Genomic DNA, 25405 nt, shown 5'->3' with positions numbered 1-25405 from the left:
TCGTGGAACCGTCGAATCTATTGGTCCGACATGACGCTTCTGTGACCCAAGCAAACTCTAGCTCATTCCAGACGGGCGAGGGTCAGCCGGTATCCGCCAAACCTAACCGTCTCGATCATCGAGCGGAGCCCTACGACCGCCAGGGCGTCGCGCAGGCGCCGGACCTGGACGTCGACAGTTCGCTCCAGGACACACGCCTCACGGGGCCAGATCCTGTCGCGGAGCTGAGTCCGGGAGTGGACCACCTCCGGATGCGTCATGAGAAAGTGCAACAGGCGAAACTCGGTCGGCGCGACGGCGCACTTTTGAATCGCATTTCTCACGACGACTTGTACCGCTCCCAGAGACGGCCGAATCGTGACCGGTCCGAACGTGACTTCCTGATCGGACAATTCCGGTGCACAGCGTCGCACGACAGCGTTGATCCGGGCGAGGAACTCATTCTCCGAGAACGGCCGCACGACGTAGTCGTCGGCACCGGCCTCCAGTGCCGCAATCGCATCCTCGGGGAATGCGCGCGGGCTTGTCATCACAATGGGTAGGCGAGCGGTTTTGGATTCGCATCGCAGCTCGCGAGTCAAAGCCACCCCGTCGTGCCCCGCGACGGCCCAGTCAAGCAAAAGAAGTTGCGGGAGTTCTTCAGCCAGAAGCTTCTTCATCTCGTCGGCGCGACACGTGATCGTGACCGAGAACCTCGCGGACGCGCATGCCGATTCGAGTCGCGGCCGAATGTCATCGTCGTCTGAGACGACGAGTGCAGTCCTGGGAAGGCGATAGGGCATCATTGAACGAGGCGCTCAGTCTGCTGCGCGCGGCCGTTCTACTAACCGAACCTGCCGGTTATGTAGTCCTCGGTTTCCGCGCGCTGAGGTTTGTGGAACAGGTCTGCGGTCTCTCCATACTCGATGAGTTCGCCAAGGTACATGTACGCCGTGTAGTCCGATACGCGAGCCGCCTGCTGCATGTTGTGGGTCACGATGAGGATCGTGACGCGCTGCCGCAACTGATTAATGAGTTCCTCGATGCTTGCCGTCGCGATCGGATCGAGCGCGGAGGTCGGCTCGTCGAACAGCAGGATCTCCGGGTCAGTGGCCAGGCAGCGCGCGATGCACAGCCGCTGCTGTTGCCCGCCCGACAAGGTGAATGCCTGCTCGCCGAGACGATCCTTGACCTCGCTCCAAAGTGCAGCGCTCTTGAGGGCCGCTTCGACACGCTCCTCAAGAACAGCTCTGCGCGACTCGCCGCGCAACCGCGGACCATAGGCAACGTTCTCGAAAATGGACTTCGGAAAGGGATTTGGCTTCTGAAAGACCATGCCGATCCGCATGCGAACCTCGATCGGATCCACGCGCGGATCGAGGATGTTCGTGTTGTCCGGGAACAATCGGATCGAGCCCTCGTACCGATTTCCCGGATAGAGGTCGTGCATCCGGTTGAAGGACCGCAACAGGGTCGACTTCCCGCACCCGGAAGGGCCGATCAGCGCGGTCACACGCTTCTCCTGAATCGGCAAGGTTACGCTCTTGATGGCCTTGAAATCGCCGTAGTAGAAGCTGAGGGCTTCAGCCTCCGCCTTCTTAGAGGAAGGCTCGAGCACCTTCTTCGCAAACGCGCTGTGAGAGATCGTGGTGGTGGGGGTCATGAACATGGGCGGCTTCAAGGTGACGGTCACCAGTTGATGTTCTTGCGGAGGCGAAATCGAATCCAGATGGCCAGGCCGTTCATGGACAGCGTCATCAGCACCAGGATGAAGCCGGCGGCAGCCGCATTGATCTGAAACGCCTCCTCAGGCCGCGATGTCCAGTTGAACATCTGGATCGGCATGACGGTGAAGCCTGATTTCAGCCACTCGAAACTCAACCATGGGAACTCCGGCCCGACAGGCGACGGCGGCAGGAATGCGATGAAGGTCAGCGCACCGATGGTGATGATGGGGGCGGTTTCGCCGATCGCACGCGACATGCCGATGATGATTCCCGTGAGAATTCCCGGTGTGGAGTACGGAACGATGTGGTCGCGCGTCACCTGCCACCGTGTCGCGCCCAAGCCGTACGCGGCTTCGCGAACGTGCTGCGGAATGCTACGGATCGCCTCGCGTGTCGCGACAATGATGATGGGCAGGATCAGGAGCGCCAGCGTCAGGCCCGCCGAAGCGATGCTCTGACCCAATCCGAAGCCGTAGACGAACACACTCAGCGCCAGCAGGCCATAGACGATGGAGGGCACGCCGGCCAGATTGGTGACGTTGATCTCGATGATGTCCGTGACCCAGTTCCTTGTGGCGTACTCTTCCAGATAGATGCCGGCAGCAACCCCGAGAGGTACTGCCGCCGTCGCGGTAACGAGCATGACGAGCGTGGATCCCACCCATGCGGAGAGAATGCCCGCAGATCCGGCGCGGCGCGACGGAAAGTTCGTGAAGAACTCGGGGTTCAAGCGCTCCCAGCCCGCGATCGCCATCTGGGCAAACAGGGCGGCGAAGGTCAGCATGCCGATCATGAGCGCGAAAAGACCGATGAGGGAGAACACGAGGTCCGCTCGCTTGTTCTTCTGGATGAGATGCCGCAGCTCGTTCGTCGTCGGGGATTGCGTGCTCATCAGTAGGCCTCCCGGTAGCGACGCCGCAGCACGTGCCCAAGAATGTTGAACAGCAGCGTCATCAGCATCAGTGACAGACCGGCGGCAAAGATCGATTGGTACCCGATCGATCCATGGGGCAGATCACCCAAGGCGACCTGGACGATGTAGGCGGAAATGGTCTGCGCCGGCTCCATCGGGTTGAAGGTGACGTTGGGCTGCATGCCTGCAGCCACTGCGACGATCATGGTCTCACCCACCGCGCGGGAGATGCCGAGGATGTAGGCAGACAGGATGCCCGACAGCGCCCCCGGAACCACGACCCGCACCGCCGTCTGAAAGCGCGTACCGCCCATCGCGAAGGAGCCTTCGCGCATGCTCATGGGCACCGCACGCATCGCATCCTCCGCCAGAGAACTCACGTACGGAATGATGGCGATGCCCATCACGATGCCCGCCGACAACATGTTGAAGCCCGGCAGGCTCGGCAGGATCAGCTGCAGGAGCGGTGTCATCACCACCAGGGCGAAGTAGCCGTAGACGATCGTGGGTATGCCGCCGAGCAGCTCCAGGAACGGCTTGACCACTTCGCGAACCGCTGGCTTCGCGAACTCCGACAGATAGATGGCAATCACGGTGCCGAGAGGAACGGCGACCGCGAGCGCAACCAGGGACGTCGTCAACGTCCCTGACAGAAGGGGCAGGATGCCGTAATGGGCCTGCTCAAAGAGCGGCGTCCACATCGGATCCGTGAGAAAGTCCCGCAGCGACACGTGGGCAAAGAACTGCACCGATTCACTGATCAGGACCCACACGATGCCGACGGTGGTGACGACCGAGACGAGCGCCGCGCAGAAGAGCAGCGCTTCGATGGCGAGCTCGCCAAGGTTGCGCAGCTTTTTCTTGGCCAGCCTGTCGCTGATGGTGTTGTCGTAGCCGGCGGCGGCGTGCGGCGAGGGGATGGCGCTCATGACGGCACTGAGCGGGAGAAGCGATGCCCCTCCCGCCGTGAAACCCTTACAGCTTGGCTTCCCGCTTCATCAGGTCTTCGATCGTCGATCCGACTTCGGAGACCCCGCCAAAGACCGTGCCCATCTTCTTGTTCTTGAGATGCTCTGCAGCGGTCGTGTAGGCCTTGGCTGGCAGGGGCACGTACTTGACTTCGGAGGCGAGCTTGGCTGCGTGCTTCAGATAGTAGTCGACAAACTTCTGGACTTCCGGCTTCGCCAGCGCCTTCTCGCTCACGTAGATGAAGATGGGCCGCGAGAGCGGGTTGTAGGTGCCTTCGATGACCGCCTTTTCGCTTGGCTCAACCGCCTTGCCGTCCTTGTTGACGACGGGAACGGCTGTCAGCTTGCCCTTGTTTTCTGCGTAGTACGCGTAGCCGAAATAGCCGATCGCATTCACGTCGCGGCTCACGCCCTGCACCAGCACGTTGTCATCCTCGGATGCGGTGTAGTCGCCACGCGATGATTTGGCCTTGCCCACGATGGCTTCGGTGAAGTAATCGAAGGTTCCCGAGTCGGAGCCCGCGCCGAACAGCTTGAGCGGCGCATCCGGGAACGAGGGATCGACCTGCTTCCAGCTGGTGACCTTGCCTTGCGACTCGGGCGACCAGATGGTCTTGAGCTGGGCGACCGTCAGCTGCTTGATGAAGGTGTTCTTCGGATTGATCACGACCGTCAGCGCATCGAACGCAATCGGCAGCTCGTAGTACTTCACGCCGGTCTTCGTGCACTCCTCCATCTCCTGCTTCAGGATCGGGCGGGACGCGTTGGAGATGTCGGTCTCGCCGCGGCAGAACTTCTTGAAGCCGCCGCCGGTGCCGGAGATGCCCACCGTGACCTTCACGGCGCCTTTTTGCTCCTTCTGGAACTCTTCGGCGACCGCTTCGGTCACAGGGTAGACCGTGCTCGAACCATCGATCTTGACAACGGACTGTGCGTGAGCGCCGCTTGCCACGACGGACGCCAGCACGGCAAGGGCGGAAAGTTGAATTCGCATGGGCAGCTCCATAGATGGTTGATCCTTAGCGTCTAGATTTCCAGAAATCTAGAACTTGCGAATCATTTGCCGGCCATGTGACAGGTCGATGACACCCATGACACCTGAATGAAATATGCTGGCGAGATACTCACGAAAACCCTACCCCCTATGGGAAAGCCCGCTCGCCCTGTACCCCCGTCAATGAATTCAGAGACCGCTGTTGTCGCTCTGGCCGCCCTGGCACAGGCCTCTCGCCTCGCCATCTTTCGGCTGCTTGTCGTTGCGGGCAGCAAGGGCATGTCGGTGGGGAAGATTGCAGAGAAGCTTGAACTCCCGGCGGCGACCTTGTCCTTCCACATGAAGGAGCTGACGCATGCCGGGTTGATTCAGGGCACGCAGGAAGGCAAGTTCGTCTATTACCGAGCCAGGTTCTCGCAGATGAACGAGTTGCTCGCCTTCCTGGCCGAGCACTGCTGCGAAGACTCAGGAATTGACTGCGGATTGGACCTGCCCGCCTGCGTTGAAGAGAAGATGCAGCGGCGCGTTCCTGCAAGGAAGCGGTCGGCTGCCCGGGTATAGCGAAGAATGGCGCCCCCCTGAGGCGCACACAAGGGCCGCCGCTCGACTTGACGATGAATGAGCCTGGCAGGAACGGCTTCACCTCTGGCAACGCCAAGAGCCCCCGCAAGTGCTGCACTGCGGTGCCCCCTCGGGTTGCGATGTCCTAAAGGGGTCGCCACCCAGCATGTAGCGCCGCCATATTGGAATGCTCGAAAGCCGACCTTCATGAACTTCGGCTCCTGGCCGCGACTGTGAATTGCCCACTGCTCCAGGCAGCTGACTTTCGGGGGGCGCATCTCAGGCCCACCAGCGTGCCAAGGGAAGTGCAGCGCTCTTCCCAAGGCGGATCCTTGATGACCCTCAACTTGATGGGAGTCCATCATGGGATCCAATGTCAACGCTCATGTGCCGTGGAACAAGGGCAAGATCGTCGGCCCGTTCAAGGTCAAGGACATCTGGGCACTTCGGGTGCGTCTTCAAATGGAAAGCAGGGTGCGCGAACTTGCCCTCTTCAATCTTGGGATCGACAGCAAATTGCGTGGCTGCGACCTCGTCAGTCTCAAGGTTCGCGACATCTGTCACGGAGACCAGGTGGCAGCGGCCCACGATCCGTCGGTTCACGGATCGCTTCGAGAGTCGTGAGCAGCGTCACGCTCGGCCTTGGGTCAGTAGCCTGCGTCAAGAGGCGCTGTAGCTCTGTTGTTTCACACTGGCCACCGCTTCACTCGCCTGGATCGCGTCTTTTCATGGAGGTCACGATTGGACTTCCGTAGGCGGCTGACCAGAAGCAGGAACCTCCACATCAACACTATTTCACGCGAATGGTGCCGTGAATGACAACGCCAGGCTCGACCGCCGGCGCGGGTACGTAGACAGGAGCAGGCACATACGCGGGAGCCGGCCCGTAGTGTGCATGGCCGCCCTTGCACTTGCGCTCCTCTTTGTATTCACCGCCCTTTTCCCATTTGCGCTCAACCTTGCAGTTGCCGTCCCAATACTCCTCCTTGTATTCGCGATGGCCGTGCTTGCGCTTCCCGTGGCCACTTTCGTCTTTGTACGGGTCGGCCGCGGCGACCAAGGGGGTAAAGAGGAAGGCTGCTGCCAAGAGGGGGATCAATGGTTTCTTCATAAGTGCTCCGTGCGTCGTTTGTAACGCATAAGGGCGAGCGCCCGGTCGCGACCTGTGTAAACGCTCATCTGGAAACTATCAAGCCGGCAGGCCCATTGCATTGAGCAAACGTCTCGTTCATCCGTCGGAGTGCTGCCCGATGTTGTGGACGCAAGAGTCTGCTTTTACGATGGCGGAGCCTCATCAGGCCGGCGTCGCGGCGCTCCATCTTGACCAGCATGTCCGCACGCGGTGCCAGTGCCGCGTTGTAAGCTCTTGTTGAAGGAGATACAGGTGATCAAGCGCACTGCAGTGATGGTCCTTGCGGGCCTGATGGTGTTCGGTACCGGCGCCTTCGCCGACGAAGGCAAAGACGAGTCCGGCAAGGGGAAGCAGCGAGGCGAAGAGCGCAAGCGCCACGAGGGGAACTCCTCGTACTTTCACCAGCACGGCTATACCCGAATCCCCAAGGGGCACATGCCGCCTCCGGGAGAGTGCCGCATCTGGTACCCGGACCGGCCGGCCGGTCATCAACCGCCGCCGTTCAAGTGCGGTCAAGCTCGCGGCCGGGTCGAACCAGGTGGTTGGCTGATCACACCGGGGCGTCAACCTCAGGAGATCGAAGTGTCCGTCTATGACGCACGGCGGCCCGGCATCGTGATCGACGTTGGCATCTTCGACGCGCGCACCGGCTCGATGATCCGCATCGTCGGCTCCAAGTAGCCGTCCGGGGCACGACGGGGTACGTAGACGACGCTACGGAGTTCTGCGATCGTCGATGATCACGACCTGCTGCGCGTCGAAGGCACTGGCCGCGGTGCAGGTTCCGTACGCATCGACGGACTGACCGGCGGCGAGTGTGCCGCCCACGCGGGTCGTGCTGGACGTGTCGGTCACGATCACCGTCATGAAACGAGTCGTCGCATCAATCGCCATGTCGACGGCGCCAGGCGCTACCGCGCAGGGGTTATCCGCCGCGCCGCTGGCGGACACGGTCGCACGGGATGCATTGACGCCGAGCACCGTTCCGCTCAGGCGCTGAACCAGTATTGGCCCCGTGTCGACCACGACAGTGCGGAGCGCAGGAATGTGCCGGACGCCGAGGCAACGACGATGCTGCCAACGGAAAGGAGTCGCCCCGATGCCAAGCTCGCCGGCGAGAGCGCGACCCCGGCCTTGGAGACGATCCGCGTGCCGTTGCCGCCCGCCGGCGCAGCCTGGAGGACAGCCTCGCTCGACGGTCGTCAGCACCCGGCCCCTGAGCGACTCCTCGTACAGATACGCGTTCGGCCGCTCGCAGCGGTACAGCACAGCGAGCAGGTGATGCACCCGCGGGTTCGCCTCCGCCGCATGCGCTAGGCTGTGCAACAGCAAGGGCGAGCGCAGCAGCCGATCCCGGGTCAAGCCGGTGGCAGGCTCGTCGGGCACACCTCATCGCCGTCGTCCCGATCTTCTGCGTCGTCCAGCCCATCGTCATCGGCAGCACGCCTCGCAGGGGTAAGCACGGCGGCAAGCTCGACCCAACGCACCGACGCGAGTTGGCGCTCTGCGACGAAGGCCAGCAGCGCGTCGGCCATCTCCACCGCAGCGCCCTGCGCATACTGCAGTTGGACCGCTCGCCCGATCACCCGAGGGCTCGCGCCTGCCGGCGCGTCGCCGACCCCGCCATCGGCCAGCACCGATTCGGACAGAAACGCCGCCCAGGAGGAGTGGCCGAACACGGCGGCCAGGAGTTCATGCACATGACTGCGTTTGACATCGCAGCCGGCACGGGTCTTGAGGGGCTGCTGCGCAGCGTGCGCAAGTTCTTTCAAGGTCATGAGTCTTCCTTCGGTCACCCTCGCCGAATCGGGTCAGACGCACGCGTTTAAGTCCCCGACGACGAGGGCTCTGAAGGGAGATCAATGACGATGAGGAGCTTGCCTGTTTCTACTCGCGTGCAAGTACGGCGGGCGCCTGAACGTGCATTCTAGCCAGCGGTCGGCACCCGACCTGATGGCCTGCCCCATCCAACGCACAAGCGCCTGATCAGGCGGCCTTCTTGCTCAGTCGCGTCAAATTCCTGGCGGCCAGCTTGTCCAGGTAGTCGGCCCATCGCTGCATCATGACGGTACGCTGCTTCACGTACTGCGTCCGGTTGTAGGCCCGACCGTTGGGGTCCTTCACCGCATGGGCGAGTTGGGCCTCGATCACCAGCGGATCAACCTCCAACACTTCCGCCAGCAGCGTGCGCGCCGTGGCCCGGAAGCCGTGAACGGTCTGCACCGTCGGCCCATAGCCCAGGGTCAGCAGCGCTGCGCGCAACGTGTTGTCGCTGATGGGGCGCTCATGACTACGTTCGCCTGGGAACACCAGCACACCATGACCGGTAACGGGGTGCAGGTTGCGCAGGAGTTCGACGGCCTGGGTCGGCAACGGCACGACGTGCGGGTCACCATTCTCCTTGCCGTCGATACGCCGCTTCATGCGCGCGGCCGGCACCGTCCACAGCGCCGCATCGAGGTCGATCTCAACCCACGCCGCGCCGCGCAGCTCGTTCGGTCGCTGGAACAGCAACGGCGCCAACTGCAGCGCGGTGCGCACGATCACGCCGCCCTGGTAGCCCCGGATGACCCTGATCAGCTCGCCCACCCTCTTCGGGTCGGTAATGGCCGCGAAGTGCCGCTTCTTGTGGGGCGTCAACGCACCCTTGAGGTCGGCCGTGATGTCGCGCGATGCCCGCGCCGTGGCGACGGCATAGCGCCAGACGGCCCGCGCTGTTTGCAACACCCTGCTGGCCACGTCCAGCGCACCGCGCTCCTCCACGCGGCGCAGCGCGGCCAGCAACTCGATGGGCTCGATTTCGCCAACGTGCCGCTCGGCGAAGTAGGGGAACAGATCCTTTTCGAGGTTGCGCTTCTCCCGGATGGCGTAGTGGCTGCTCCAGCGCGCCTCGTTTTTGCCATACCACTCCAGCGCCGTCGCCTTGAAAGTGTCGTCCGTCGCCACGGCGCTCTTGAGCCTGGCGATCTTGCGCGCCTGCACCAGATCGATGCCGGCCGCCCGGTCCCGCTTGGCGGCGTCGCGGGCGAGCCGGACGGACTTGAGCGTCACGTCGGGATAGCTGCCCAGCGCCAGACGCCCTTCCTTGCCATCGGTGTAGGTCTTCCAGAACCAGCGCTTGGACCCTGCGGGGCTGACTTCCAGATAGAGCCCGGCCGTGTCGGTCAAGCGCAGGCGCTTCTTGTCTGGTGGACAGACGGCGTTCTTGCACCGGACTTCGGTCAGCATGGGGCACCTCCGATCGGGGAACGTCGCTCTCCGAGGGAAACCGGGGAACAAAACCCCGGCTTTCGACGCTTACCCCCGCTTGTTCCCCGCAATGTTCCCCGGTTTGGGGCCGGCAGTCAACGAACCGCCCTGGACGGCCCCGGAGGCTAAATGCTTGATTTACCAATGAAAAAGGGCGTCCGATGGATGAAACCGGACGCCCTTGGACGTTTTGTTGGTCGGTGTGAAAGGATTCGAACCTTCGACCCCTTGCACCCCATGCAAGTGCGCTACCAGGCTGCGCCACACACCGAAGCGTGAAATTATAGCCTGGGAATTTCAGCGATTCAGGGTCAGGAGCTCGCGAATTTCAAAGAGTTCTCGCCGCAACTGCTGCAACTGCGACAGGCCGTTGCCATGCAACGGTGCGCTGATGCCCACGGGTGCTTCGGCCTCGGCATGCGCGTCCTCCTCTTCGTGCAGCGCGGCGTCGAATTCTTCCTGGTCGATCTCGAAGGCTTCGACGCCTTCCAGCGGCGACTCACCATTGCCACCGCTGCCCTTGCGCCGCTCGCGCTCGGTGGACACCAGTTCTTGCAACTTGTTGCGCGCACCGCTGATGGTGAAACCCTGGTCGTACAGCAGGTCGCGGATGCGGCGGATCATCAGCACCTCGTGGTGCTGGTAGTAGCGACGGTTGCCGCGCCGCTTCATGGGCCGAAGCTGAGTGAACTCCTGCTCCCAATAGCGCAGCACGTGCGGCTTGACGCCACACAGCTCGGCCACCTCACCGATGGTGAAATAGCGTTTGACCGGGATCGACGGGAGCGCCTTCTCCATTTTCTCCATTGAAATCAAGGACGTTGCGACGGGAACCTGAGAGGTTACTCCACGGGCGATGCGCTCGCAAAGAACTTATTCGGAACCCAGGCTCCATTCGATCTCTTCGGCGATGCTGCCGCTGATCTGTTCCTTGAGCTTGGCGCTGGCGTGGAAGGTGGCGACGCGTCGCGCACCGATCGGAATGGCCTCGCCGGTGCGCGGGTTGCGGCCCGGGCGCGGCGCCTTGGTACGGATCTGGAAATTGCCGAAGCCGGAGATCTTCACGTCCTCGCCCTCGATCAGGCTGTTGGCAATGAGCTCGAAGAAAGCCTCCACCATGTCCTTGGACTCGCGCTTGTTCAGGCCGATCTGCTCGAACAGCAGGTCGGCCAGGTGCGCCTTGGTAAGGGCCGGCGTCTCGATGGCTTCGATCGTGATTTCCATGGTGGCCGTCTTCTCCTTGCTTTCTTCTCTCTCAGCGCAGGCGCGCGCCAAGCTGCTGGGCGAGCGTGTCGATCACGGCACGCACCGCCGGCTCGACCTGCTCATCCGTGAGCGTGGCGCTCTGGGTCTGGAAGCTCAGGCGCACCGCCATGCTCTTCTCGCCCTGGGCCAAGGCCCCGCCGCTGGCGCCAGCCTGCGGACGGTAGATGTCGAACAGCACGGCCTGCTGCAGCAGCCCCTGCGTGGGCGCCGCGTGGATGGCCTGCATCAGCGCCGCATGCGTCACCGATTCGGCCACCACCACCGCGATGTCGCGCTCCACCGCCTGGTGCTTGGGAACCGGCTGCGCCGCCGGCACCGGATGCGCCTCGACGGCGTCCAGGTCCAGTTCGAACAGGATCGGGGCCGAAGGCAATTCCCAGCTCTGGCGCCAGCGCGGGTGCAACTCGCCCACCACGCCGATGTCGCGGCCGTCCAGCAGCACGCGCGCCGCGCGGCCCGGATGCAGCGCCGGATGCTCCACCGGCTCGAAGCGGGCGACGCGCGGCGCCAGCAGCGCCTCCACATCACCCTTGACCTCGAAGAAGTCGGCGCGATGCGCCTTGCCGTCCCAGCGCGTTTCTTCGGAATCGCCCCAGGCCAGGCCGGCCAGCCGCATCGGCTGGTGGATGCCCTTGACGGTGCTGTCGGTGGTCTTCACGCTGTCGTTGCGCATGAACACACGGCCCGCCTCGAACACGCGCACCCGCGCCGCCTTGCGGTCGATGTTGAACTTGAGCACCTGCAGCAATGAGCCCAGCAGCGAAGAACGCATCACGCTCATCTGGCTGGCGATCGGGTTGAGCAACTTGATCGGGTTCGCGTTGCCGGCCAGCTCGGCCTCCCAGTGCGCCTCGACAAAGCTGAAGTTGATGGTTTCCTGGTAGCCCAGGGCGGCGGCGCGATGGCGCACGGCAAAGCGGCTGCGCTTCGCCTCGGGGCGCACGCGCGCCGTGATGGGCGCCAGCGGCGGCGCGGTCGGCAGGTTGTTGTAGCCCACCAGGCGCGCGACCTCTTCGATCAGGTCTTCCTCGATCACGAGGTCGAAGCGGTGCGGCGGCGGCGTGACCACCAGCGTGCCCTCGCCTTCCTGGATCGGCAGGTGCAGGCGGCGCAGCGCCTCGACGCATTGCGCCTGCGTGAGCGGCATGCCGATCACGCGGGCGGCGCGCGCCACGCGCAAGGTGACGGGCTTGGCCTCGGGCAGCTTCAGGGTCTGGTCGTCGATCGGGCCGGCCTCGCCGCCGCAGATCTCCTGGATCAGGCGGGTGACGTGCTCGATGACTTCCACCGTGCGGCTCGGATCGACGCCGCGCTCGAAGCGATGGCCCGCGTCGGTCGAGAAGTTGAAGCGGCGCGAACGGCCCTGGATGGATTCGGGCCACCAGAAGGCGGCTTCGACATAGATGTTGTGGGTGCTATCGGACACCGCGGTGGCGTCGCCGCCCATGATGCCGGCCAGCGATTCGACTTCGCGCTCGTCGGCGATCACGCCGACCTTTTCATCGACGGTGACGGTATTGCCATTGAGCAGCTTGAGCTGTTCGCCTGCCTTGCCCCAGCGCACCGTGAGGCCGCCATGGATCTTGTCGGCGTCGAAGATGTGCGAGGGCTGGCCGTATTCGAACATCACGTAGTTCGACACGTCCACCAGCGGCGATACGCTGCGCTGGCCGCAGCGCGCCAGGCGCTCGACCATCCAGGCCGGCGTCTTCACCTGCGTGTTGACGCCGCGCACCAGGCGGCCGGAGAAGCGGCCGCACAGCTCGGACGCTTCGACCTTCACCGGCAGCTTGGCGGCATGGGCCACTTCCGCGGGGCGGATCGCAGGCGTCTTCAGCGGGGCGCCGGTGATGGCCGAGAGCTCGCGCGCGATGCCGTACACGCTCAGGCCATGCGCCAGGTTGGGCGTGAGCTTCAGCGTCAGCAGCATGTCGTCGAGCTGCAGCACCTCTCGCACGTCGGCACCCACCGGCGCGTCGCCGGCCAGCTCGAGCAGGCCGCCGTGGTCTTCGCTCAATTGCAGTTCGCGCGCCGAGCACAGCATGCCCTGGCTCTCGACGCCGCGCAGCTTGCCCAGCTTGATCTGGAAGGGCTTGCCATCTTCTCCGGGCGGCAGCTCGGCGCCGACCAGTGCGCAAGGCACCTTGATGCCCACGCGCGCGTTCGGCGCGCCGCAGACGATGTTGAGAAGCACACCCTGCCCTGCATCGACCTGGCACACGCGCAGGCGATCGGCATTGGGGTGCTGCACGGCTTCCTTGATCTCGCCGACCACGATCTTCGAGAAGGGCGGCGCCACCGGGCGGCGCTCTTCCACCTCGAAGCCGCCCATGGTGAGGGTTTCGGCCAGTTGTTCGCTCGACAGCGGCGGATTGCAGAACTCGCGCAGCCAGGACTCGGGGAATTGCATAACTCTTGCGATGCTCTCGTTCTGATTATTGGAATTGCGACAGGAAGCGCAGGTCGCCGTCGAAGAACAGGCGCAGGTCGTTCACGCCGTAGCGCAGCATGGTCAGGCGGTCCGGGCCCATGCCGAAGGCAAAGCCGATGTAGCGCTCGGGGTCCAGCCCCATATTGCGCACCACGTGCGGATGCACCTGGCCGGAGCCGGCCACTTCCAGCCAGCGGCCGGCCAGCGGGCCGCTGCCGAACTGGATGTCGATCTCGGCGCTGGGCTCGGTGAAGGGAAAGAAGCTGGGCCGAAAGCGCAGCACCAAGTCGTCGCTCTCGAAGAAGGTGCGGCAGAAGTCGGTGAAGACGACCTTCAGGTCCTTGAAGCTCACGTTGGCGCCCAGCCACAGGCCTTCGCACTGGTGGAACATGGGCGAATGGGTGGCGTCGCTGTCGACGCGGTAGGTGCGGCCGGGGGCGATCACGCGGATCTCCGGCGCCGTGACGCTCGGGTCCTTGGCAGCCGCTTCGAACAGCGCGGCGTGCTTCTTGATCTGCTGGTGCGCATAGCGAACCTGCATCGGGCTGGTGTGCGGACGCAGGTTGTAGGGAATGCCGTCCTCGCCCTGGATGTCGACGTAGAAGGTGTCCTGCATCGAACGCGCCGGGTGGTTGGGCGGGTTGTTCAGCGAGGTGAAGCTGTGCCAGTCGCTCTCGATCTCGGGACCGTCGGCCACATCGAAGCCCATGCTGGAGAAGATCGCTTCGATGCGCTCCATGGTGCGGCTCACCGGGTGCAGTCCACCGGCGGCGCGGCGGCGGCCCGGCAGCGTGACATCGAGCGCCTCGGCGCGCAGTTGCACGGCGAGCTCTTCGTCGGCGAGTTGCTGGCGGCGCTCGGTCAGCAAGGCCTCGATGGCCTGCTTGGCCACGTTGATGGCGGCGCCGCGCGATTTCTTTTCATCCACCGAGAGTTGGGCCATGCCCTTCATCAACTCGGTGATGCGGCCAGACTTGCCGAGGAACTGCGCCTTGGCGTTTTCGAGGTCCGCAGGCGCACAAGCTTGTGCGAAGGCGGCGCGGGCGTTGTCGACCAGGGTGTCCAGCTCGTTCATGGAATGTGTCGTCAGGGGGAACAAAAAAGGGCTGGAGCTTTTTCAAGCGCCAGCCCTTGTACCGTGGGCGTGAGCCTTCGCCTTCGAGGAGAAGGCGAGCGGCCCCACGTGCAGAATCAAGCAGCCAGCTTGGCCTTGACCTGCTCCACGATGCCGGCAAAAGCGGCCTTGTCGTGCACGGCGATATCGGCCAGGACCTTGCGGTCGATCTCGATACCGGCCTTGCGGATGCCGTTGGCGAATTGGCTGTAGGTCAGGCCCAATTCACGCGAGGCGGCGTTGATACGCGCAATCCACAGACGACGGAAGACGCGCTTCTTGGCGCGGCGGTCGCGGTAGGCGTACTGGCCTGCCTTCATCACCGCCTGTTTGGCGATGCGGAAGACATTGCCGCGACGACCGCGGAAGCCCTTGGCAAGGGCGAGAACCTTCTTGTGACGGGCGCGTGCCGTTACACCACGTTTGACGCGAGGCATGTGTGTGCTCCTTGTTCGTCTGAATTAAATGCCCATGCCGGGCAACATGGCGGCCATCGAAACCATATTGGTTTCATGCACCGTCACGGAGCCACGCAGGTGGCGCTTGTTCTTGGTGGTCTTCTTGGTCAGGATGTGACGCTTGAAGGCTTGACCGCGCTTGACGGTGCCACCGGGACGAACGCGGAAACGTTTTTTCGCGCTGCTCTTGGTCTTCATTTTGGGCATTGAATGCTCCTTTAATTTGTGCTCGTGAGGCGCCGTGGAAAACTTCCATGGACTTGTCGGCCCCGAGACACTTCTTCATCCCGCCCTCGCCTTCTTTCGAAGGCCAGGGCGAAATCCCTTCAAAACTAACAGCGTTGGCTTATCAGGCCGCTGCCGGGCTCGGCGCCGGCTGTTCGGCCGGCTTGGCCGCACCGGCCTTCTTGCGGCCCGGCGCGATCATCATGATCATCTGCCGGCCCTCGAGCTTCGGAAACTGCTCGACCATGATGGTGTCACCCAGGTCGTCGCGAATGCGCTGCAGCAGTGCCAAGCCGAGCTCCTGGTGCGTGATCTCGCGGCCGCGGAAGCGCAGCGTGATCTTGCATTTGTCGCCCTCTTCAAGAAAGCGCCGGATGTTGCGCATCTTGATGTTGTAGTCGCCATCGTCGGTACCGGGCCGGAACTTGATTTCCTTGACCTCGATGACCTTCTGCTTGGACTTCGCTTCCGCCGCCTTCTTCTGCTCGTGGTACTTGAACTTCCCGTACTCGATCAGTCGGCAGACGGGCGGGGTGGCCGCCGCGACGACTTCCACCAGGTCCACGTCGGCTTCGCCGGCCAGGCGCAATGCCTCGGCCAAGCTCACCACGCCCAACGGTTCGTTCTCGGGCCCGATCAGGCGCACTTCCGGGGCCATGATCTCCCGGTTCAGGCGGTGTTGCCGTTCCTCGCGGTGGCGGCGGTCGCGAAATGCAGTAGCGATGGTCTCAATCCTTCAGTTAGTTGCCGCGCATACCCACAGATATCCACGGCGAAAGCCGTCTCGGCACGCACCCACAACCGAAAGAACCGACCCGAGTGCCTGCTGGCATGGCGAATCGGTCAACGCTTGTGTTTTATGTCCTCGGCGATCTTTTGCGAGAAAGCATCGAGAGACATGGCACCGAGGTCAAGATTGCCTCGGGCGCGCACTGCGACGGCACCAGCTTCCTTTTCCTTGTCACCCACGACCAGGATGTAGGGGAGCTTTTGCAACGAATGCTTGCGTATTTTATACGTAATCTTCTCGTTGTGCAGGTCAAGCTGAACTCTAAGCCCTTGATTCTGCAACGATTTTGTTACTTCTGCAGCGTAATCGGCCTGTCCTTCGCTGATATTGAGCACTGCCACCTGCACCGGCGCCAGCCAGGCCGGCATGGCGCCGGCGTGGTGCTCGATCAGCATGCCGATGAAGCGCTCCAGGCTGCCGACGATGGCCCGGTGCAGCATCACCGGGTGCGCGCGGCCGCTGGATTCGGTCACGTATTCAGCGCCCAGGCGCTCGGCCATGTTGAAGTCCACCTGCATCGTGCCGCACTGCCACTGGCGCCCGATGGCGTCGCGCAGCGTGTACTCGATCTTCGGCCCGTAGAAGGCACCCTCGCCCGGGGAAATGACGAAGTCGACGCCGGAGCGGCGCAGCGCCTCCATCAGCGCGCGTTCGGCCTTCTCCCACAGCTCGTCGGAGCCGATGCGGTGATCCGGCCGCGTGGCGACCTTGTAGAGGATGTCGTTGAAGCCGAAGTCCGTGTAGACCTTCAGCAGTTGCGCCGTATAGGCCACGCACTCGTCCAGGATCTGGTCTTCCGTGCAGAAGATGTGGCCGTCGTCCTGCGTGAAGCCGCGCACCCGCATGATGCCGTGCAGGCCGCCGCTGGGCTCGTTGCGGTGGCACTGGCCGAATTCGCCATAGCGCAGCGGCAGGTCGCGGTAGCTGCGCAGGTCGCTCTTGAAGATCATCACGTGCCCGGGGCAGTTCATCGGCTTGAGCGCGTAGTCGCGCTTTTCCGATTCCGTGACGAACATGTTCTCGCGGTAGTTCTGCCAGTGGCCCGTTTTCTCCCACAGGCTCTTGTCCAGGATCTGCGGTCCCTTGACCTCTTGGTAGCCCGTGTCACGGTAGACCTTGCGCATGTACTGCTCGACCTGCTGCCAGACCGCCCAGCCCTTGGGGTGCCAGAACACCAGGCCCGGCGCCACCTCGTCGATGTGGAACAGGTCCAGCTCCTTGCCCAGGCGCCGGTGATCGCGCTTCTCGGCTTCCTCGATGCGTTGGATGTACTGGTCGAGCTGCTTCTTGTCGGCCCAGGCCGTGCCGTAGACACGCTGCAGCTGCTCGTTCTTGGCGTCCCCGCGCCAGTAGGCGCCGGCCAGCTTCGTGAGCTTGAAGACCTTCAGGAAGCGCGTGTTCGGCACGTGCGGGCCGCGGCACATGTCGACGTATTCCTGGTGGTAGTACAGGCCCATGGCCTTCTCGTCGGGCATGTCCTCGACCAGGCGCAGCTTGTAGTCCTCGCCACGCTCCTTGAAGACCGAGATCACCTCGTCGCGCGGCGTCATCTTCTTGACCACGTCGTAGTCCTGCGCGATCAGCTCGCGCATGCGGGCCTCGATGGCAGCCATGTCTTCGGGCGTGAAGGGGCGCTCGTAGGAGATGTCGTAGTAGAAGCCCTCGTCGATCACCGGGCCGATCACCATCTTGGCCGTCGGATAGAGCTGCTTGACCGCGTGGCCGACCAGGTGGGCCGTCGAGTGGCGGATGATCTCCAGGCCCTCTTCGTCCTTGGGCGTGATGATTTGCAGCTTGGCGTCCTGATCGATCACGTCGCTGGCGTCGACCAGACGGCCATCCACCTTGCCGGCCAGGGTCATCTTGGCCAGGCCGGGACCGATGGATTGGGCCACCTCGGCCACGGAGACCGGGCCGGGGAATTCGCGACGCGAGTTGTCGGGGAGCGTGATCTGGATCATGGAAAAACCTCGAGGAGAAAAACAAAAAAGCGCGGGAAGTACCGCGCCTTGTGTGGTTTGACAGCTGGATGCAACCAGCGCGCGGCGTCTACCGGCCGCGTCCTTGCAGGACCGGGCCGTTGAAGGCGCTCGCCGTAGTTCGCGGTGTCATAACCAACATGCCTTTCTCGCCCTTGTTGAAGGTGTAGATGAGGGCGCCATTCTAGCCGGTCCTCCCGGTGCGGGCGGGCCCGCTCGCAGGCGCAAAAAAGCCCGGCACGCGGCCGGGCTGAAATGTGTGACAGCGAATCTGCTTGCGTTCTTAGTGGAACTGCTCTTCTTCGGTCGAGCCGGTCAGCGCGGTGACGCTGGACTTGCCGCCCTGGATCACGGTGGTCACATCGTCGAAGTAGCCGGTGCCGACTTCCTGCTGGTGCGACACGAAGGTGTAGCCGCGGTCGCGTGCTGCGAATTCGGGCTCTTGCACCTTTTCGACATACGCGGTCATGCCGCGCTTGACGTAGTCCTGCGCCAGGTCGTACATGCCGTACCACATGTTGTGAATGCCGGCCAGCGTGATGAACTGGTACTTGTAGCCCATGGCGCCCAGTTCGCGCTGGAACTTGGCGATGGTGGCATCGTCCAGGTTCTTCTTCCAGTTGAAGGAAGGCGAGCAGTTGTACGCCAGCAGCTTGCCGGGGTGGACCGCGTGCACCTTCTCGGCGAATTCGCGGGCGAACTCGAGGTCAGGGGTGCCGGTTTCGCACCACACCATGTCGGCGTACTCGGCATAGGCGATGGCGCGCGAGACGGCCTGGTCCATGCCTTTCCTGGTCTTGTAGAAGCCTTCGACGGTGCGCTCACCGGTCAGGAAGGGCTTGTCGTTGGCGTCGTGGTCGCTGGTCACCAGGTCGGCGGCTTCAGCGTCGGTACGGGCGATCACCAGGGTGGAGGTGCCCATCACGTCGGCAGCCATACGGGCGGCGATCAGCTTCTGCACGGCTTCGTTGGTAGGGACCAGCACCTTGCCGCCCATGTGGCCGCACTTCTTGACCGAGGCGAGCTGGTCTTCGAAGTGGACGCCGCCGGCGCCGGCCTTGATCATGGCCTTCATCAATTCGAAGCCGTTGAGCACACCGCCAAACCCGGCTTCGGCATCGGCCACGATGGGCGCGAAGTAGTCGGTGTAGCCGGCATCGCCCGCCTTGATGTCCTTCGACCACTGGATCTCGTCAGCGCGGCGGAAGGTGTTGTTGATGCGTTCGACCACGGTCGGCACCGAGTCCACCGGGTACAGCGACTGGTCGGGGTACATGGCGGCGTAGCTGTTGTTGTCGGCGGCGACTTGCCAGCCCGACAGGTAGATCGCCTTCACGCCGGCCTTGACCTGCTGCATGGCCTGGCCGCCGGTCAGGGCGCCGAGGCAGTTGACGAAGGGCTCGTTGTTCACCAGGTCCCACAGCTTTTCGGCGCCGCGCTGGGCCAGCGTGTACTCGATGGGAAAGGAGCCGCGCAGACGCACGACGTCAGCGGCGCTATAGCCGCGCTTGATGCCCTTCCAGCGGGGGTTGGTGGCCCACTCTTTTTCGAGGGCGGCGATCTGCTGTTCGCGGCTGAGTTGTTCCGTCAGTTTTTGGGGCATGGTTGACTCCGAAGGGTTGATGAATCCGGTTGGGCCGTTGCGGCCATGGCTCAAACTGTACTCCGATCGCCAACTCTTATGTCTTATATAAGAGTAAATTTTGCGCAAGCAAAATCAACAACTTACAGGCACTTTTCTCAATGCGGAATTATTTTTCTTATATTGAGAAAAATTATTGCGTCGCAGCACCGTAACTTCTCATGATGCGGAACGCCGTTTGCAGTTGTGAAAGCAAGCGCCGCGTTCAAGCCTTGCGCGCGAACCAGTCCCCGCTTTCGATCACCGGCCGGCCCTCGATGCGGCGCGGATGGATCTCGTAGATCAGGCAGTCGATCCGCCGCGCGCCCACCTGCACCGGCAGTTCGCGCTTGCGGTATTCGCCCTCATCGCCCGGCATCACCTCTTCCAGCACGTCGAGCTGCGCCTCCAGTGCCGGCTCGATGCGATACACCTCGCCGCGCAACCGTCCGCTGCCGCCCAGGGTCGCGCCAGGATAGGCGCCCAGGTCGTACAAGGTGCCGGCGATTTCCCCATGCCCCACGAAGCGCGCGGGCGGACGAAAATGCGCGATGTCGTTGCTGCCGCCGGCGCGCAGGGTTCCGTAGACGAAGACATGGCGGGCTGGAGCTTCATGCATGATCGATCGAGTGTCCCCAATGCGCGCACCCGACCGTTGAGCTCCGACCACACACCCCCACGCCTCGTTGCCTATGGCTGCCTCGCCCTCAGCATGTCGCTGGTTGGCTGCTATGTGGCCCTTTCCAAGCCGCTGGTGGCGGCCCTTCCCGTGCTACTGCTGGCCTGGCTGCGCTTCGGCATCGCGGCGCTGGCCATGCCGCACTGGCTGCGCCGTCCGGCCAACGAGCCGCCCATGTCACGCCGCACCCGCTGGCTGGTGTTCCTGGAGTCCTTCCTGGGCAACTTCCTGTTCTCGATCTGCATGCTGTTCGGCATCAGCCTGACCAGCGCGGTCTCGGCCGGCGTGATCATGGCCGCGATCCCGGCCGCGGTGGCGCTGATCAGCTGGATTTTCCTGCGCGAGCGCATCAGCGGCCGCGTGCTGCTGGCCATCGCCTGCGCCGCCTTGGGCATCGGGCTGCTGGCCCTGGCGCCCGCCCAGGCGGACGCGCACACGACCTCTTCCGCCAGCGGCGCGTCCGCTTCCATGCCCTGGCTGGGAAACACGCTGGTGTTCTGCGCGGTGCTCTGCGAGGCCTTCTACGCGGTGATCGGCAAGTCGCTCACCGGCAAGCTGGGGCCGCGGCGCATCTCCTCGCTCATCAACCTCTGGGGCTTCGTGCTCACCACGCCCTTTGGCATCTGGTATGCCCTCTCTTTCGACTTCGGCTCGGTGCGGCCCGCGCTGTGGGGTCTGCTGGTGGTCTATGCCCTGGCGGCCAGCATCTGGACCGTGTGGCTCTGGATGACCGGCCTGCGCAACGTGCCGGCCTCTCGAGCCGGCGTCTTCACCGTGATGCTGCCGCTCAGTGCGGCGCTGACGGGCGTGCTGGTGCTGGGCGAAAAGCTCAGCGCTTTGCAACTGATGGCCTTCGCCGCAGCACTGCTGGGCGTGCTGCTGGCGACATGGCCGGGACGGCGCGGGGCATCGAGCCTTGGCGCTTCACTGCTGCTTCCCTCTGAAAAAAACAACAACTCCCAATGAAAAAGTGCTCCTTTCCCTTGGTAACGCGTTTTTTCTCCCTTAGCATCCGCAATGCCAGTGGAGAGAGTCGTTTTCATTGGTGAATTGGTGAATCTCTAATCCAAAAAAGGAAATCAACCATGGCAACTGCAAAGAAGGCTCCGGCCAAGAAAGCGCCGGCAAAGAAGGCTGCTCCCGCGAAGAAGGCTGCTCCTGCCAAGAAGGCCGCTCCAGCCAAGAAGGCACCGGCGAAGAAGGCTGCTCCGGCCAAGAAGGTCGCTGCGAAGAAGGCTCCCGCCAAGAAGCGCACCCCCAACGCCGCGTTCATGAAGGCCCTGACCCCCAGCGCAGCCCTGGCCGCCGTGGTCGGCTCGGCTCCGCTGCCGCGCACCGCCATCGTGAGCAAGCTGTGGGACTACATCAAGAAGAACAACCTTCAAGACAAGGCCAACAAGCGCATGATCAATGCCGACGCCAAGCTGAAGGAAATCTTCGGCAAGGCCCAAGTCTCGATGTTCGAGCTGGCTGCCCTGATCGGCAAGCACGTCAAGTAAGCGGCCCTGCGCTTTTAGAAAGGCCGGCATCAGCCGGCTTTTTCTTTGCCCGTACGAACCCGTCTCAGGTGCGGAGCCGCGCCTGCGCCGCCTGGGTGATCGAGCTCAAGGTGCCGCGCGTGGTGATGACCTCGGGGTCGAGCGGGATCTCGATCACGGTGCCGGTGTCGGCGGCCAGCGCACGCAGCAGCGCCGCTTCGAACTGCTCCGTCGCCGTCACCCGCTCGGCCGCGTAGCCATAGGCCCGCGCCAGCGCGCAGAAGTCCGGGTTGGTGAGCTGTGTGCCGCTCACCTTGCTCGGGTACTCGCGCTCCTGGTGCATGCGGATGGTGCCGAACATGCCGTTGTTGAGCAGCACGATGATGCTCTTGCCGCCATGCTGGACGGCGGTGGCCAGCTCCTGCCCGTTCATCAGGAAATCGCCGTCGCCGGCGATGGTGAAGGCCACGCGCCCGCTCACCAGGTTGGCGGCGATGCCGGCCGGCACGCCGTAGCCCATGGCGCCGCTGGTGGGCGCCAGCTGCGTCTTGTGGCCCTTGGCCAGGCCGTGGTAGCGAAAGAAGCGGTGCACCCAGCTGGCGAAGTTGCCGGCGCCGTTGGTAATGGCGGCATCGGGCGGAAGGTGCTTTTGCAAGAGCGCCACCACCTGCGCCATGTCGATCGATCCGCGCGGCGTCTCGGGCGGCATGCCGACCAGCGGCTGCGGCTCCAGGTTGGCCAGGTAGTCGGCGTGGGCCGCTTCAGTCCAGGCTTCCCAGGGCAGCTCGGGGGGCGCGCTCAGCACTTCCAGGCTGCGGGCGGCAGAGCTCATGCCGGCATTGATGGCCAGGTCGGCCTGGTAGACGCGGTTGAGCTCCTCGGCGCTGGCATGGATGTGCACCAGCTTCTGTCTGGGCCGCGGCGCCTCCAGCAAGGTGTAGCCGCTGGTGGTCATCTCGCCCAGGCGCGGCCCGATGGCAATGACGAGGTCGCTGTCCTTCACGCGCTGCGCCAACCTGGGGTTGATGGCGATGCCGACGTCGCCCGCGTACAGCGGGTGGTGGTTGTCGAAGGTGTCCTGGAAGCGGAAGGCATTGCCCACCGGCAGCCGCCAGTTCTCGGCAAAGCGCTGCAGGGCCTGGGCCGCCTGCGGGGTCCAGCCGCTGCCGCCGGCAATGACGAAGGGCCGCTGCGCGGCCAGCAGCAGCTCGCGCAGCGCGCGCAGCGAACCGGGGTCGCTCCAGGGCTGCACCGCCTCCACGCGCGGCAGCGGCTGGGCGGTCGTGCTCTTGGCCAGCATGTCTTCGGGCAACACCAACACCACCGGGCCGGGGCGGCCGTTCATGGCGGTGGCAAAGGCGCGTGCCACGTATTCGGGGATGCGGCTGGCGTCGTCGATGCGCTCCACCCGCTTGGCAAAGCCCTTGGTGCTGGGGCCAAAGAAGCTGGCGTAGTCCACTTCCTGGAAGGCCTCGCGGTCGCGGAAATCGCTGCCGACGTCGCCGATGAAGAGCACCAGCGGAGTCGAATCCTGGAAGGCGTTGTGCACACCGATGGACGCATTGGTGGCGCCCGGCCCGCGCGTCACGAAGCACACGCCGGGCCGCCCGGTGATGCGCGCATGCGCGTCGGCCATGAAGGCGGCGCCGCCCTCCTGCCGGTTGACGATGAAGCGGATGCGCTCGGCTTCGGCATGGAAGCCGTCGAGCACGGCCAGGAAGCTCTCGCCCGGCACGCCGAAGACGGTATCGACGCCCTGGGCGATCAGACACTGGACGATCAGTTGGCCGGCGGGTGTTGCGCTCATGAGGACTGCGGTGAAAGTACTGGCATCCATTATCGTGGCGCAGCTTTCGCAGCGCCCGCCGCACAATGCGGGCAACGCAACAATTCACTTGCTGGTTAAAAGACATGCCCGCCACTTCGCCCGCCCCTCGTCTGCGCGACGCCGACAAGTCGCAACTGGTCATCCTGAGTGCGGCAATGGACGAGTTCGCGCAGTACGGCTATGCCGGGGCGCGAGTCGACCGCATCGCCGAGCGCGCCGAGATCAACAAGCGCCTGATCTACTACTACTTCGGCAACAAGGACGACCTGTTCCTGGCGGTGCTGGAGCGCACCTACGCCGACATCCGCGCCGCCGAGCAGGCCCTGCACCTGGACGAGATGGACCCGGTGGAGGCGATCCGCCAGCTGGTGTCCTTCACCTGGCACTACTACCTCGACCACCCCGAGTTCATCGCGCTGCTCAACAGCGAGAACCTGCACCAGGCCGAGCACCTCAAGCAGTCCGACCGCATCCAGGAGATGAACTCCCCGCTGGTCGCCATGCTGGCCGAGGTGCTCGAGCGCGGCCGCAAGCAGGACCTGTTTCGCGACGGCATCGACCCGATCCAGCTGTACATCTCGATCGCCTCGGTCTGCTATTTCTACCTGTCGAACAACCCGACCCTCTCGACCGTCTTCGGACGCGACCTGCGCACCCCGAAGGCGCTGGCGCAGCGCTTGTCGCACATGAAGGACCTGATGCTGGGCTACGTGCTCAAGTGAGGGCGTGGCCTCGCAGGCCGCTCGAATTCACCAACTGGTTAATTTCATATTGCGAACCGGCGCCTGACCATGGGCGCAGCGCGGCTGTGCCTGCATGCTCAAGGCGACTTCGTCCCGGGCGAAATCATTCGCCTGCCGACAAGGGTTTGCACTTATCTCCAAGCGTCGGCGGCCGATTGACCGCCAGCACCGGCGCGGCCTAGAATTTCCATCAATTCACCACCCGGTGAATTAAAGAGCAGGAAATGCCCGCGCGGCGCCCCGCCGCGCGACACAGCACCGAAGGAGACACTCATGATGAATCGCACCTCCCGCCTCGTCGCCGCCACGCTCGCTGCGCTGGCCGCATTCGCCGCCGCCCCTGCCCTGGCGCAGAACGGCTACCCCAACAAGCCGATCCGGGTGATCGTGCCCTTTGCCGCCGGCAGCACCACCGACATCATTGCCCGCGCCATCGCCGACAAGATGGGCGCCAGCATGGGCCAGGCCCTGGTGATCGACAACCGCGGCGGCGCCAGCGGCACCATCGGCCAGCAGGTGGTGGCCACGGCCGCACCGGACGGCTACACCATCATGATCCACAGCTCCTCGCACACGGTCAGCCCCTCGACCTTTGCCAAGCTGCCCTTCGACACGGTGAACGACTTCGCCGGCGTCACGCCCATTTCCAGCCTGCCCAATGCGCTGGTGATCTCGCCGGCCAAGAACATCAAGACCCTGCAGGAGTTGCTGGCCGCGGCGCGCGCAAAACCCGGCAGCATCAACTACGCCTCGGCCGGCCAGGGCAGCGCCACCCATCTGAACGCCGAGAAGTTCAAGCTGGCCGCCAAGATCGAAGCCACCAACATTCCCTTCAAGGGATCGGGCGAAGCGGTGACCGAGGTGCTGTCCGGCCGCGTCGACTACTACTTCTCGCCCATCGCCCCGGTGATCGGCCAGATCAAGGAAGGCCAGCTGCTGGCCCTGGCCGTCGGCTCGCCGCAGCGCGCCGCAGCACTGCCGAACGTGCCGACCACGGCCGAGGCCGGCGTGCCGGGTTCCGAGTTCAACTTCTGGATCGGGATGATGGCCCCGGCCAAGACGCCGCGCGAGGTGGTGAACCGCCTGCACGACGAGGTCGCCAAGGCCCTGGCCAGCCCCGAGGTGAAGGAGCGCTTCGCCAAGCTGGGCGCCGACGCCTGGACGCTCAAGCCCGAGCAGTTCGACGCCTACATCAAGGACGAAATCAAGAGCAACGCCGCGCTGGTCAAGGCCGCCGGCCTGCAACCTACCCAGTAACCCGCAAGCAACA

General features: G+C 63.9%; 26 protein-coding genes, 1 tRNA gene and 1 pseudogene. 7 read left to right on the top strand and 21 right to left on the bottom strand.

Annotation, left to right across the window (positions count from 1 at the left end):
- Positions 1 to 62: 62 nt before the first annotated feature.
- The 5 genes from ACIPRI_RS19765 to ACIPRI_RS19745 are packed head-to-tail and all read right to left on the bottom strand — an operon-like array spanning position 63 to position 4581.
- Positions 63 to 782 carry a winged helix-turn-helix domain-containing protein gene (locus tag ACIPRI_RS19765; protein WP_446623333.1) on the bottom strand — a complete coding sequence of 240 codons (720 nt, stop codon included), beginning with the start codon at positions 780 to 782 and terminating at the stop codon, positions 63 to 65.
- A 41-nt stretch (positions 783 to 823) separates the two neighbouring features.
- A complete protein-coding gene (gene pstB, locus ACIPRI_RS19760) occupies positions 824 to 1642 on the bottom strand; it encodes a phosphate ABC transporter ATP-binding protein PstB (RefSeq protein ID WP_446623176.1) in 819 nt (272 codons plus the stop codon).
- 26 nt (positions 1643 to 1668) lie between these two features.
- On the bottom strand, positions 1669 to 2598 hold the full coding sequence (pstA, locus tag ACIPRI_RS19755; protein WP_446623175.1) for a phosphate ABC transporter permease PstA: 930 nt from the start codon (positions 2596 to 2598) through the stop codon (positions 1669 to 1671).
- Complete coding sequence (gene pstC / locus ACIPRI_RS19750) at positions 2598 to 3548, bottom strand: phosphate ABC transporter permease subunit PstC (protein WP_446623174.1); 951 nt, start codon at positions 3546 to 3548, stop codon at positions 2598 to 2600. Before pstC ends, pstA begins: the two co-directional genes overlap by 1 nt.
- Positions 3549 to 3594: 46 nt before the next feature.
- Positions 3595 to 4581, bottom strand: coding sequence for a PstS family phosphate ABC transporter substrate-binding protein (locus ACIPRI_RS19745; RefSeq protein WP_446623173.1), 987 nt, complete (start codon positions 4579 to 4581; stop codon positions 3595 to 3597).
- A 183-nt stretch (positions 4582 to 4764) separates the two neighbouring features.
- On the opposite strand from ACIPRI_RS19745, the gene ACIPRI_RS19740 reads away from it, so the two are divergent.
- Together ACIPRI_RS19740 and ACIPRI_RS19735 are read left to right on the top strand one after the other, a co-directional pair.
- Positions 4765 to 5142: an ArsR/SmtB family transcription factor gene (locus ACIPRI_RS19740; protein ID WP_446623172.1), complete on the top strand. Its 378-nt coding sequence runs from the start codon at positions 4765 to 4767 to the stop codon at positions 5140 to 5142.
- Between the two features lie 363 nt (positions 5143 to 5505).
- A pseudogene (locus ACIPRI_RS19735) lies at positions 5506 to 5721 on the top strand (integrase); the annotation flags it as partial.
- Positions 5722 to 5932: 211 nt separating this feature from the next.
- Here the strand turns inward: ACIPRI_RS19735 and ACIPRI_RS19730 are convergent.
- A complete protein-coding gene (locus ACIPRI_RS19730) occupies positions 5933 to 6253 on the bottom strand; it encodes a hypothetical protein (RefSeq protein ID WP_446623171.1) in 321 nt (106 codons plus the stop codon).
- A gap of 273 nt (positions 6254 to 6526) precedes the next feature.
- Here ACIPRI_RS19730 and ACIPRI_RS19725 point away from each other — a divergent pair, with 273 nt between their 5' ends.
- On the top strand, positions 6527 to 6955 hold the full coding sequence (locus ACIPRI_RS19725; RefSeq protein WP_446623170.1) for a hypothetical protein: 429 nt from the start codon (positions 6527 to 6529) through the stop codon (positions 6953 to 6955).
- Between the two features lie 33 nt (positions 6956 to 6988).
- On the opposite strand, the gene ACIPRI_RS19720 is transcribed toward ACIPRI_RS19725, so the two are convergent.
- The 14 genes from ACIPRI_RS19720 to ACIPRI_RS19655 form a co-directional block, all read right to left on the bottom strand.
- Positions 6989 to 7660 (bottom strand): hypothetical protein, encoded by a 672-nt coding sequence (locus tag ACIPRI_RS19720; protein WP_446623169.1) that lies wholly within the window; start codon positions 7658 to 7660, stop codon positions 6989 to 6991.
- Positions 7633 to 8052, bottom strand: coding sequence for a hypothetical protein (locus ACIPRI_RS19715; RefSeq protein ID WP_446623168.1), 420 nt, complete (start codon positions 8050 to 8052; stop codon positions 7633 to 7635). The genes ACIPRI_RS19720 and ACIPRI_RS19715 overlap by 28 nt, the downstream gene beginning before the upstream one ends.
- 208 nt (positions 8053 to 8260) lie before the next feature.
- Complete coding sequence (locus tag ACIPRI_RS19710) at positions 8261 to 9502, bottom strand: tyrosine-type recombinase/integrase (protein ID WP_446623167.1); 1242 nt, start codon at positions 9500 to 9502, stop codon at positions 8261 to 8263.
- A gap of 215 nt (positions 9503 to 9717) precedes the next feature.
- A tRNA-Pro gene (locus tag ACIPRI_RS19705) sits at positions 9718 to 9794 on the bottom strand.
- A gap of 26 nt (positions 9795 to 9820) precedes the next feature.
- A complete protein-coding gene (locus ACIPRI_RS19700; protein ID WP_446623166.1) occupies positions 9821 to 10321 on the bottom strand; it encodes a MerR family transcriptional regulator in 501 nt (166 codons plus the stop codon).
- A 75-nt stretch (positions 10322 to 10396) separates the two neighbouring features.
- Positions 10397 to 10747, bottom strand: a complete 351-nt coding sequence (locus ACIPRI_RS19695; RefSeq protein ID WP_446623165.1) for an integration host factor subunit alpha — start codon at positions 10745 to 10747, stop codon at positions 10397 to 10399.
- 31 nt (positions 10748 to 10778) lie between these two features.
- The gene (pheT, locus tag ACIPRI_RS19690; protein WP_446623164.1) at positions 10779 to 13199 is read right to left on the bottom strand and encodes a phenylalanine--tRNA ligase subunit beta; all 2421 of its coding nucleotides are present in this window, start codon (positions 13197 to 13199) and stop codon (positions 10779 to 10781) included.
- Between the two features lie 25 nt (positions 13200 to 13224).
- The gene (gene pheS / locus ACIPRI_RS19685) at positions 13225 to 14295 is read right to left on the bottom strand and encodes a phenylalanine--tRNA ligase subunit alpha (protein ID WP_446623163.1); all 1071 of its coding nucleotides are present in this window, start codon (positions 14293 to 14295) and stop codon (positions 13225 to 13227) included.
- Between the two features lie 116 nt (positions 14296 to 14411).
- Entirely contained in the window at positions 14412 to 14771 is a 360-nt protein-coding gene (rplT, locus tag ACIPRI_RS19680; RefSeq protein WP_017758897.1) for a 50S ribosomal protein L20, read from the bottom strand.
- Between the two features lie 24 nt (positions 14772 to 14795).
- Entirely contained in the window at positions 14796 to 14999 is a 204-nt protein-coding gene (gene rpmI / locus ACIPRI_RS19675) for a 50S ribosomal protein L35 (RefSeq protein ID WP_286558543.1), read from the bottom strand.
- 142 nt (positions 15000 to 15141) lie between these two features.
- Positions 15142 to 15750 carry a translation initiation factor IF-3 gene (infC, locus tag ACIPRI_RS19670; protein ID WP_446623332.1) on the bottom strand — a complete coding sequence of 203 codons (609 nt, stop codon included), beginning with the start codon at positions 15748 to 15750 and terminating at the stop codon, positions 15142 to 15144.
- Between the two features lie 110 nt (positions 15751 to 15860).
- On the bottom strand, positions 15861 to 17768 hold the full coding sequence (thrS, locus tag ACIPRI_RS19665) for a threonine--tRNA ligase (RefSeq protein ID WP_446623162.1): 1908 nt from the start codon (positions 17766 to 17768) through the stop codon (positions 15861 to 15863).
- 301 nt (positions 17769 to 18069) lie between these two features.
- Complete coding sequence (gene aceA, locus ACIPRI_RS19660; RefSeq protein ID WP_446623161.1) at positions 18070 to 19389, bottom strand: isocitrate lyase; 1320 nt, start codon at positions 19387 to 19389, stop codon at positions 18070 to 18072.
- A 244-nt stretch (positions 19390 to 19633) separates the two neighbouring features.
- The gene (locus tag ACIPRI_RS19655; RefSeq protein ID WP_446623160.1) at positions 19634 to 20026 is read right to left on the bottom strand and encodes a gamma-glutamylcyclotransferase family protein; all 393 of its coding nucleotides are present in this window, start codon (positions 20024 to 20026) and stop codon (positions 19634 to 19636) included.
- Here ACIPRI_RS19655 and ACIPRI_RS19650 point away from each other — a divergent pair.
- Together ACIPRI_RS19650 and ACIPRI_RS19645 are read left to right on the top strand one after the other, a co-directional pair.
- Complete coding sequence (locus ACIPRI_RS19650; protein ID WP_446623159.1) at positions 20021 to 21052, top strand: DMT family transporter; 1032 nt, start codon at positions 20021 to 20023, stop codon at positions 21050 to 21052. The two genes, ACIPRI_RS19655 and ACIPRI_RS19650, sit on opposite strands and share 6 nt — an antisense overlap.
- A gap of 119 nt (positions 21053 to 21171) precedes the next feature.
- Entirely contained in the window at positions 21172 to 21585 is a 414-nt protein-coding gene (locus ACIPRI_RS19645) for an SWIB/MDM2 domain-containing protein (protein WP_446623158.1), read from the top strand.
- Between the two features lie 64 nt (positions 21586 to 21649).
- Here the strand turns inward: ACIPRI_RS19645 and ACIPRI_RS19640 are convergent, their stop codons facing one another.
- A complete protein-coding gene (locus ACIPRI_RS19640) occupies positions 21650 to 23371 on the bottom strand; it encodes a thiamine pyrophosphate-binding protein (RefSeq protein WP_446623157.1) in 1722 nt (573 codons plus the stop codon).
- 104 nt (positions 23372 to 23475) lie between these two features.
- Here ACIPRI_RS19640 and ACIPRI_RS19635 point away from each other — a divergent pair, with 104 nt between their 5' ends.
- Together ACIPRI_RS19635 and ACIPRI_RS19630 are read left to right on the top strand one after the other, a co-directional pair.
- Positions 23476 to 24114: a TetR/AcrR family transcriptional regulator gene (locus ACIPRI_RS19635; protein ID WP_446623156.1), complete on the top strand. Its 639-nt coding sequence runs from the start codon at positions 23476 to 23478 to the stop codon at positions 24112 to 24114.
- Positions 24115 to 24411: 297 nt separating this feature from the next.
- Positions 24412 to 25392 carry a tripartite tricarboxylate transporter substrate binding protein gene (locus tag ACIPRI_RS19630; protein ID WP_446623331.1) on the top strand — a complete coding sequence of 327 codons (981 nt, stop codon included), beginning with the start codon at positions 24412 to 24414 and terminating at the stop codon, positions 25390 to 25392.
- Positions 25393 to 25405: the final 13 nt, after the last annotated feature.

This window comes from Variovorax sp. LARHSF232 (assembly GCF_052871435.1).
Note: the sequence above shows the minus strand (reverse complement) of the source record. Positions and strands in the feature narration are given on the sequence as shown.

Bases quoted from the DNA above. Each gene is read 5' to 3' on its own strand.
- ACIPRI_RS19730 (WP_446623171.1), bottom strand. From the start codon at position 6,253: ATGAAGAAACCATTGATCCCCCTCTTGGCAGCAGCCTTCCTCTTTACC.
- rpmI (WP_286558543.1), bottom strand. From the start codon at position 14,999: ATGCCCAAAATGAAGACCAAGAGCAGCGCGAAAAAACGTTTCCGCGTT.
- ACIPRI_RS19655 (WP_446623160.1), bottom strand. From the start codon at position 20,026: ATGCATGAAGCTCCAGCCCGCCATGTCTTCGTCTACGGAACCCTGCGC.
- ACIPRI_RS19630 (WP_446623331.1), top strand. From the start codon at position 24,412: ATGAATCGCACCTCCCGCCTCGTCGCCGCCACGCTCGCTGCGCTGGCC.
- ACIPRI_RS19635 (WP_446623156.1), top strand. From the start codon at position 23,476: ATGCCCGCCACTTCGCCCGCCCCTCGTCTGCGCGACGCCGACAAGTCG.
- ACIPRI_RS19640 (WP_446623157.1), bottom strand. From the start codon at position 23,371: ATGAGCGCAACACCCGCCGGCCAACTGATCGTCCAGTGTCTGATCGCC.
- ACIPRI_RS19650 (WP_446623159.1), top strand. From the start codon at position 20,021: ATGCATGATCGATCGAGTGTCCCCAATGCGCGCACCCGACCGTTGAGC.
- pstA (WP_446623175.1), bottom strand. From the start codon at position 2,598: ATGAGCACGCAATCCCCGACGACGAACGAGCTGCGGCATCTCATCCAG.
- aceA (WP_446623161.1), bottom strand. From the start codon at position 19,389: ATGCCCCAAAAACTGACGGAACAACTCAGCCGCGAACAGCAGATCGCC.
- pheS (WP_446623163.1), bottom strand. From the start codon at position 14,295: ATGAACGAGCTGGACACCCTGGTCGACAACGCCCGCGCCGCCTTCGCA.
- pstC (WP_446623174.1), bottom strand. From the start codon at position 3,548: ATGAGCGCCATCCCCTCGCCGCACGCCGCCGCCGGCTACGACAACACC.
- pstB (WP_446623176.1), bottom strand. From the start codon at position 1,642: ATGACCCCCACCACCACGATCTCTCACAGCGCGTTTGCGAAGAAGGTG.
- thrS (WP_446623162.1), bottom strand. From the start codon at position 17,768: ATGATCCAGATCACGCTCCCCGACAACTCGCGTCGCGAATTCCCCGGC.
- ACIPRI_RS19645 (WP_446623158.1), top strand. From the start codon at position 21,172: ATGGCAACTGCAAAGAAGGCTCCGGCCAAGAAAGCGCCGGCAAAGAAG.
- ACIPRI_RS19740 (WP_446623172.1), top strand. From the start codon at position 4,765: ATGAATTCAGAGACCGCTGTTGTCGCTCTGGCCGCCCTGGCACAGGCC.
- ACIPRI_RS19710 (WP_446623167.1), bottom strand. From the start codon at position 9,502: ATGCTGACCGAAGTCCGGTGCAAGAACGCCGTCTGTCCACCAGACAAG.
- rplT (WP_017758897.1), bottom strand. From the start codon at position 14,771: ATGCCTCGCGTCAAACGTGGTGTAACGGCACGCGCCCGTCACAAGAAG.
- ACIPRI_RS19700 (WP_446623166.1), bottom strand. From the start codon at position 10,321: ATGGAGAAGGCGCTCCCGTCGATCCCGGTCAAACGCTATTTCACCATC.
- ACIPRI_RS19765 (WP_446623333.1), bottom strand. From the start codon at position 782: ATGCCCTATCGCCTTCCCAGGACTGCACTCGTCGTCTCAGACGACGAT.
- ACIPRI_RS19745 (WP_446623173.1), bottom strand. From the start codon at position 4,581: ATGCGAATTCAACTTTCCGCCCTTGCCGTGCTGGCGTCCGTCGTGGCA.
- pheT (WP_446623164.1), bottom strand. From the start codon at position 13,199: ATGCAATTCCCCGAGTCCTGGCTGCGCGAGTTCTGCAATCCGCCGCTG.
- ACIPRI_RS19695 (WP_446623165.1), bottom strand. From the start codon at position 10,747: ATGGAAATCACGATCGAAGCCATCGAGACGCCGGCCCTTACCAAGGCG.
- ACIPRI_RS19715 (WP_446623168.1), bottom strand. From the start codon at position 8,052: ATGACCTTGAAAGAACTTGCGCACGCTGCGCAGCAGCCCCTCAAGACC.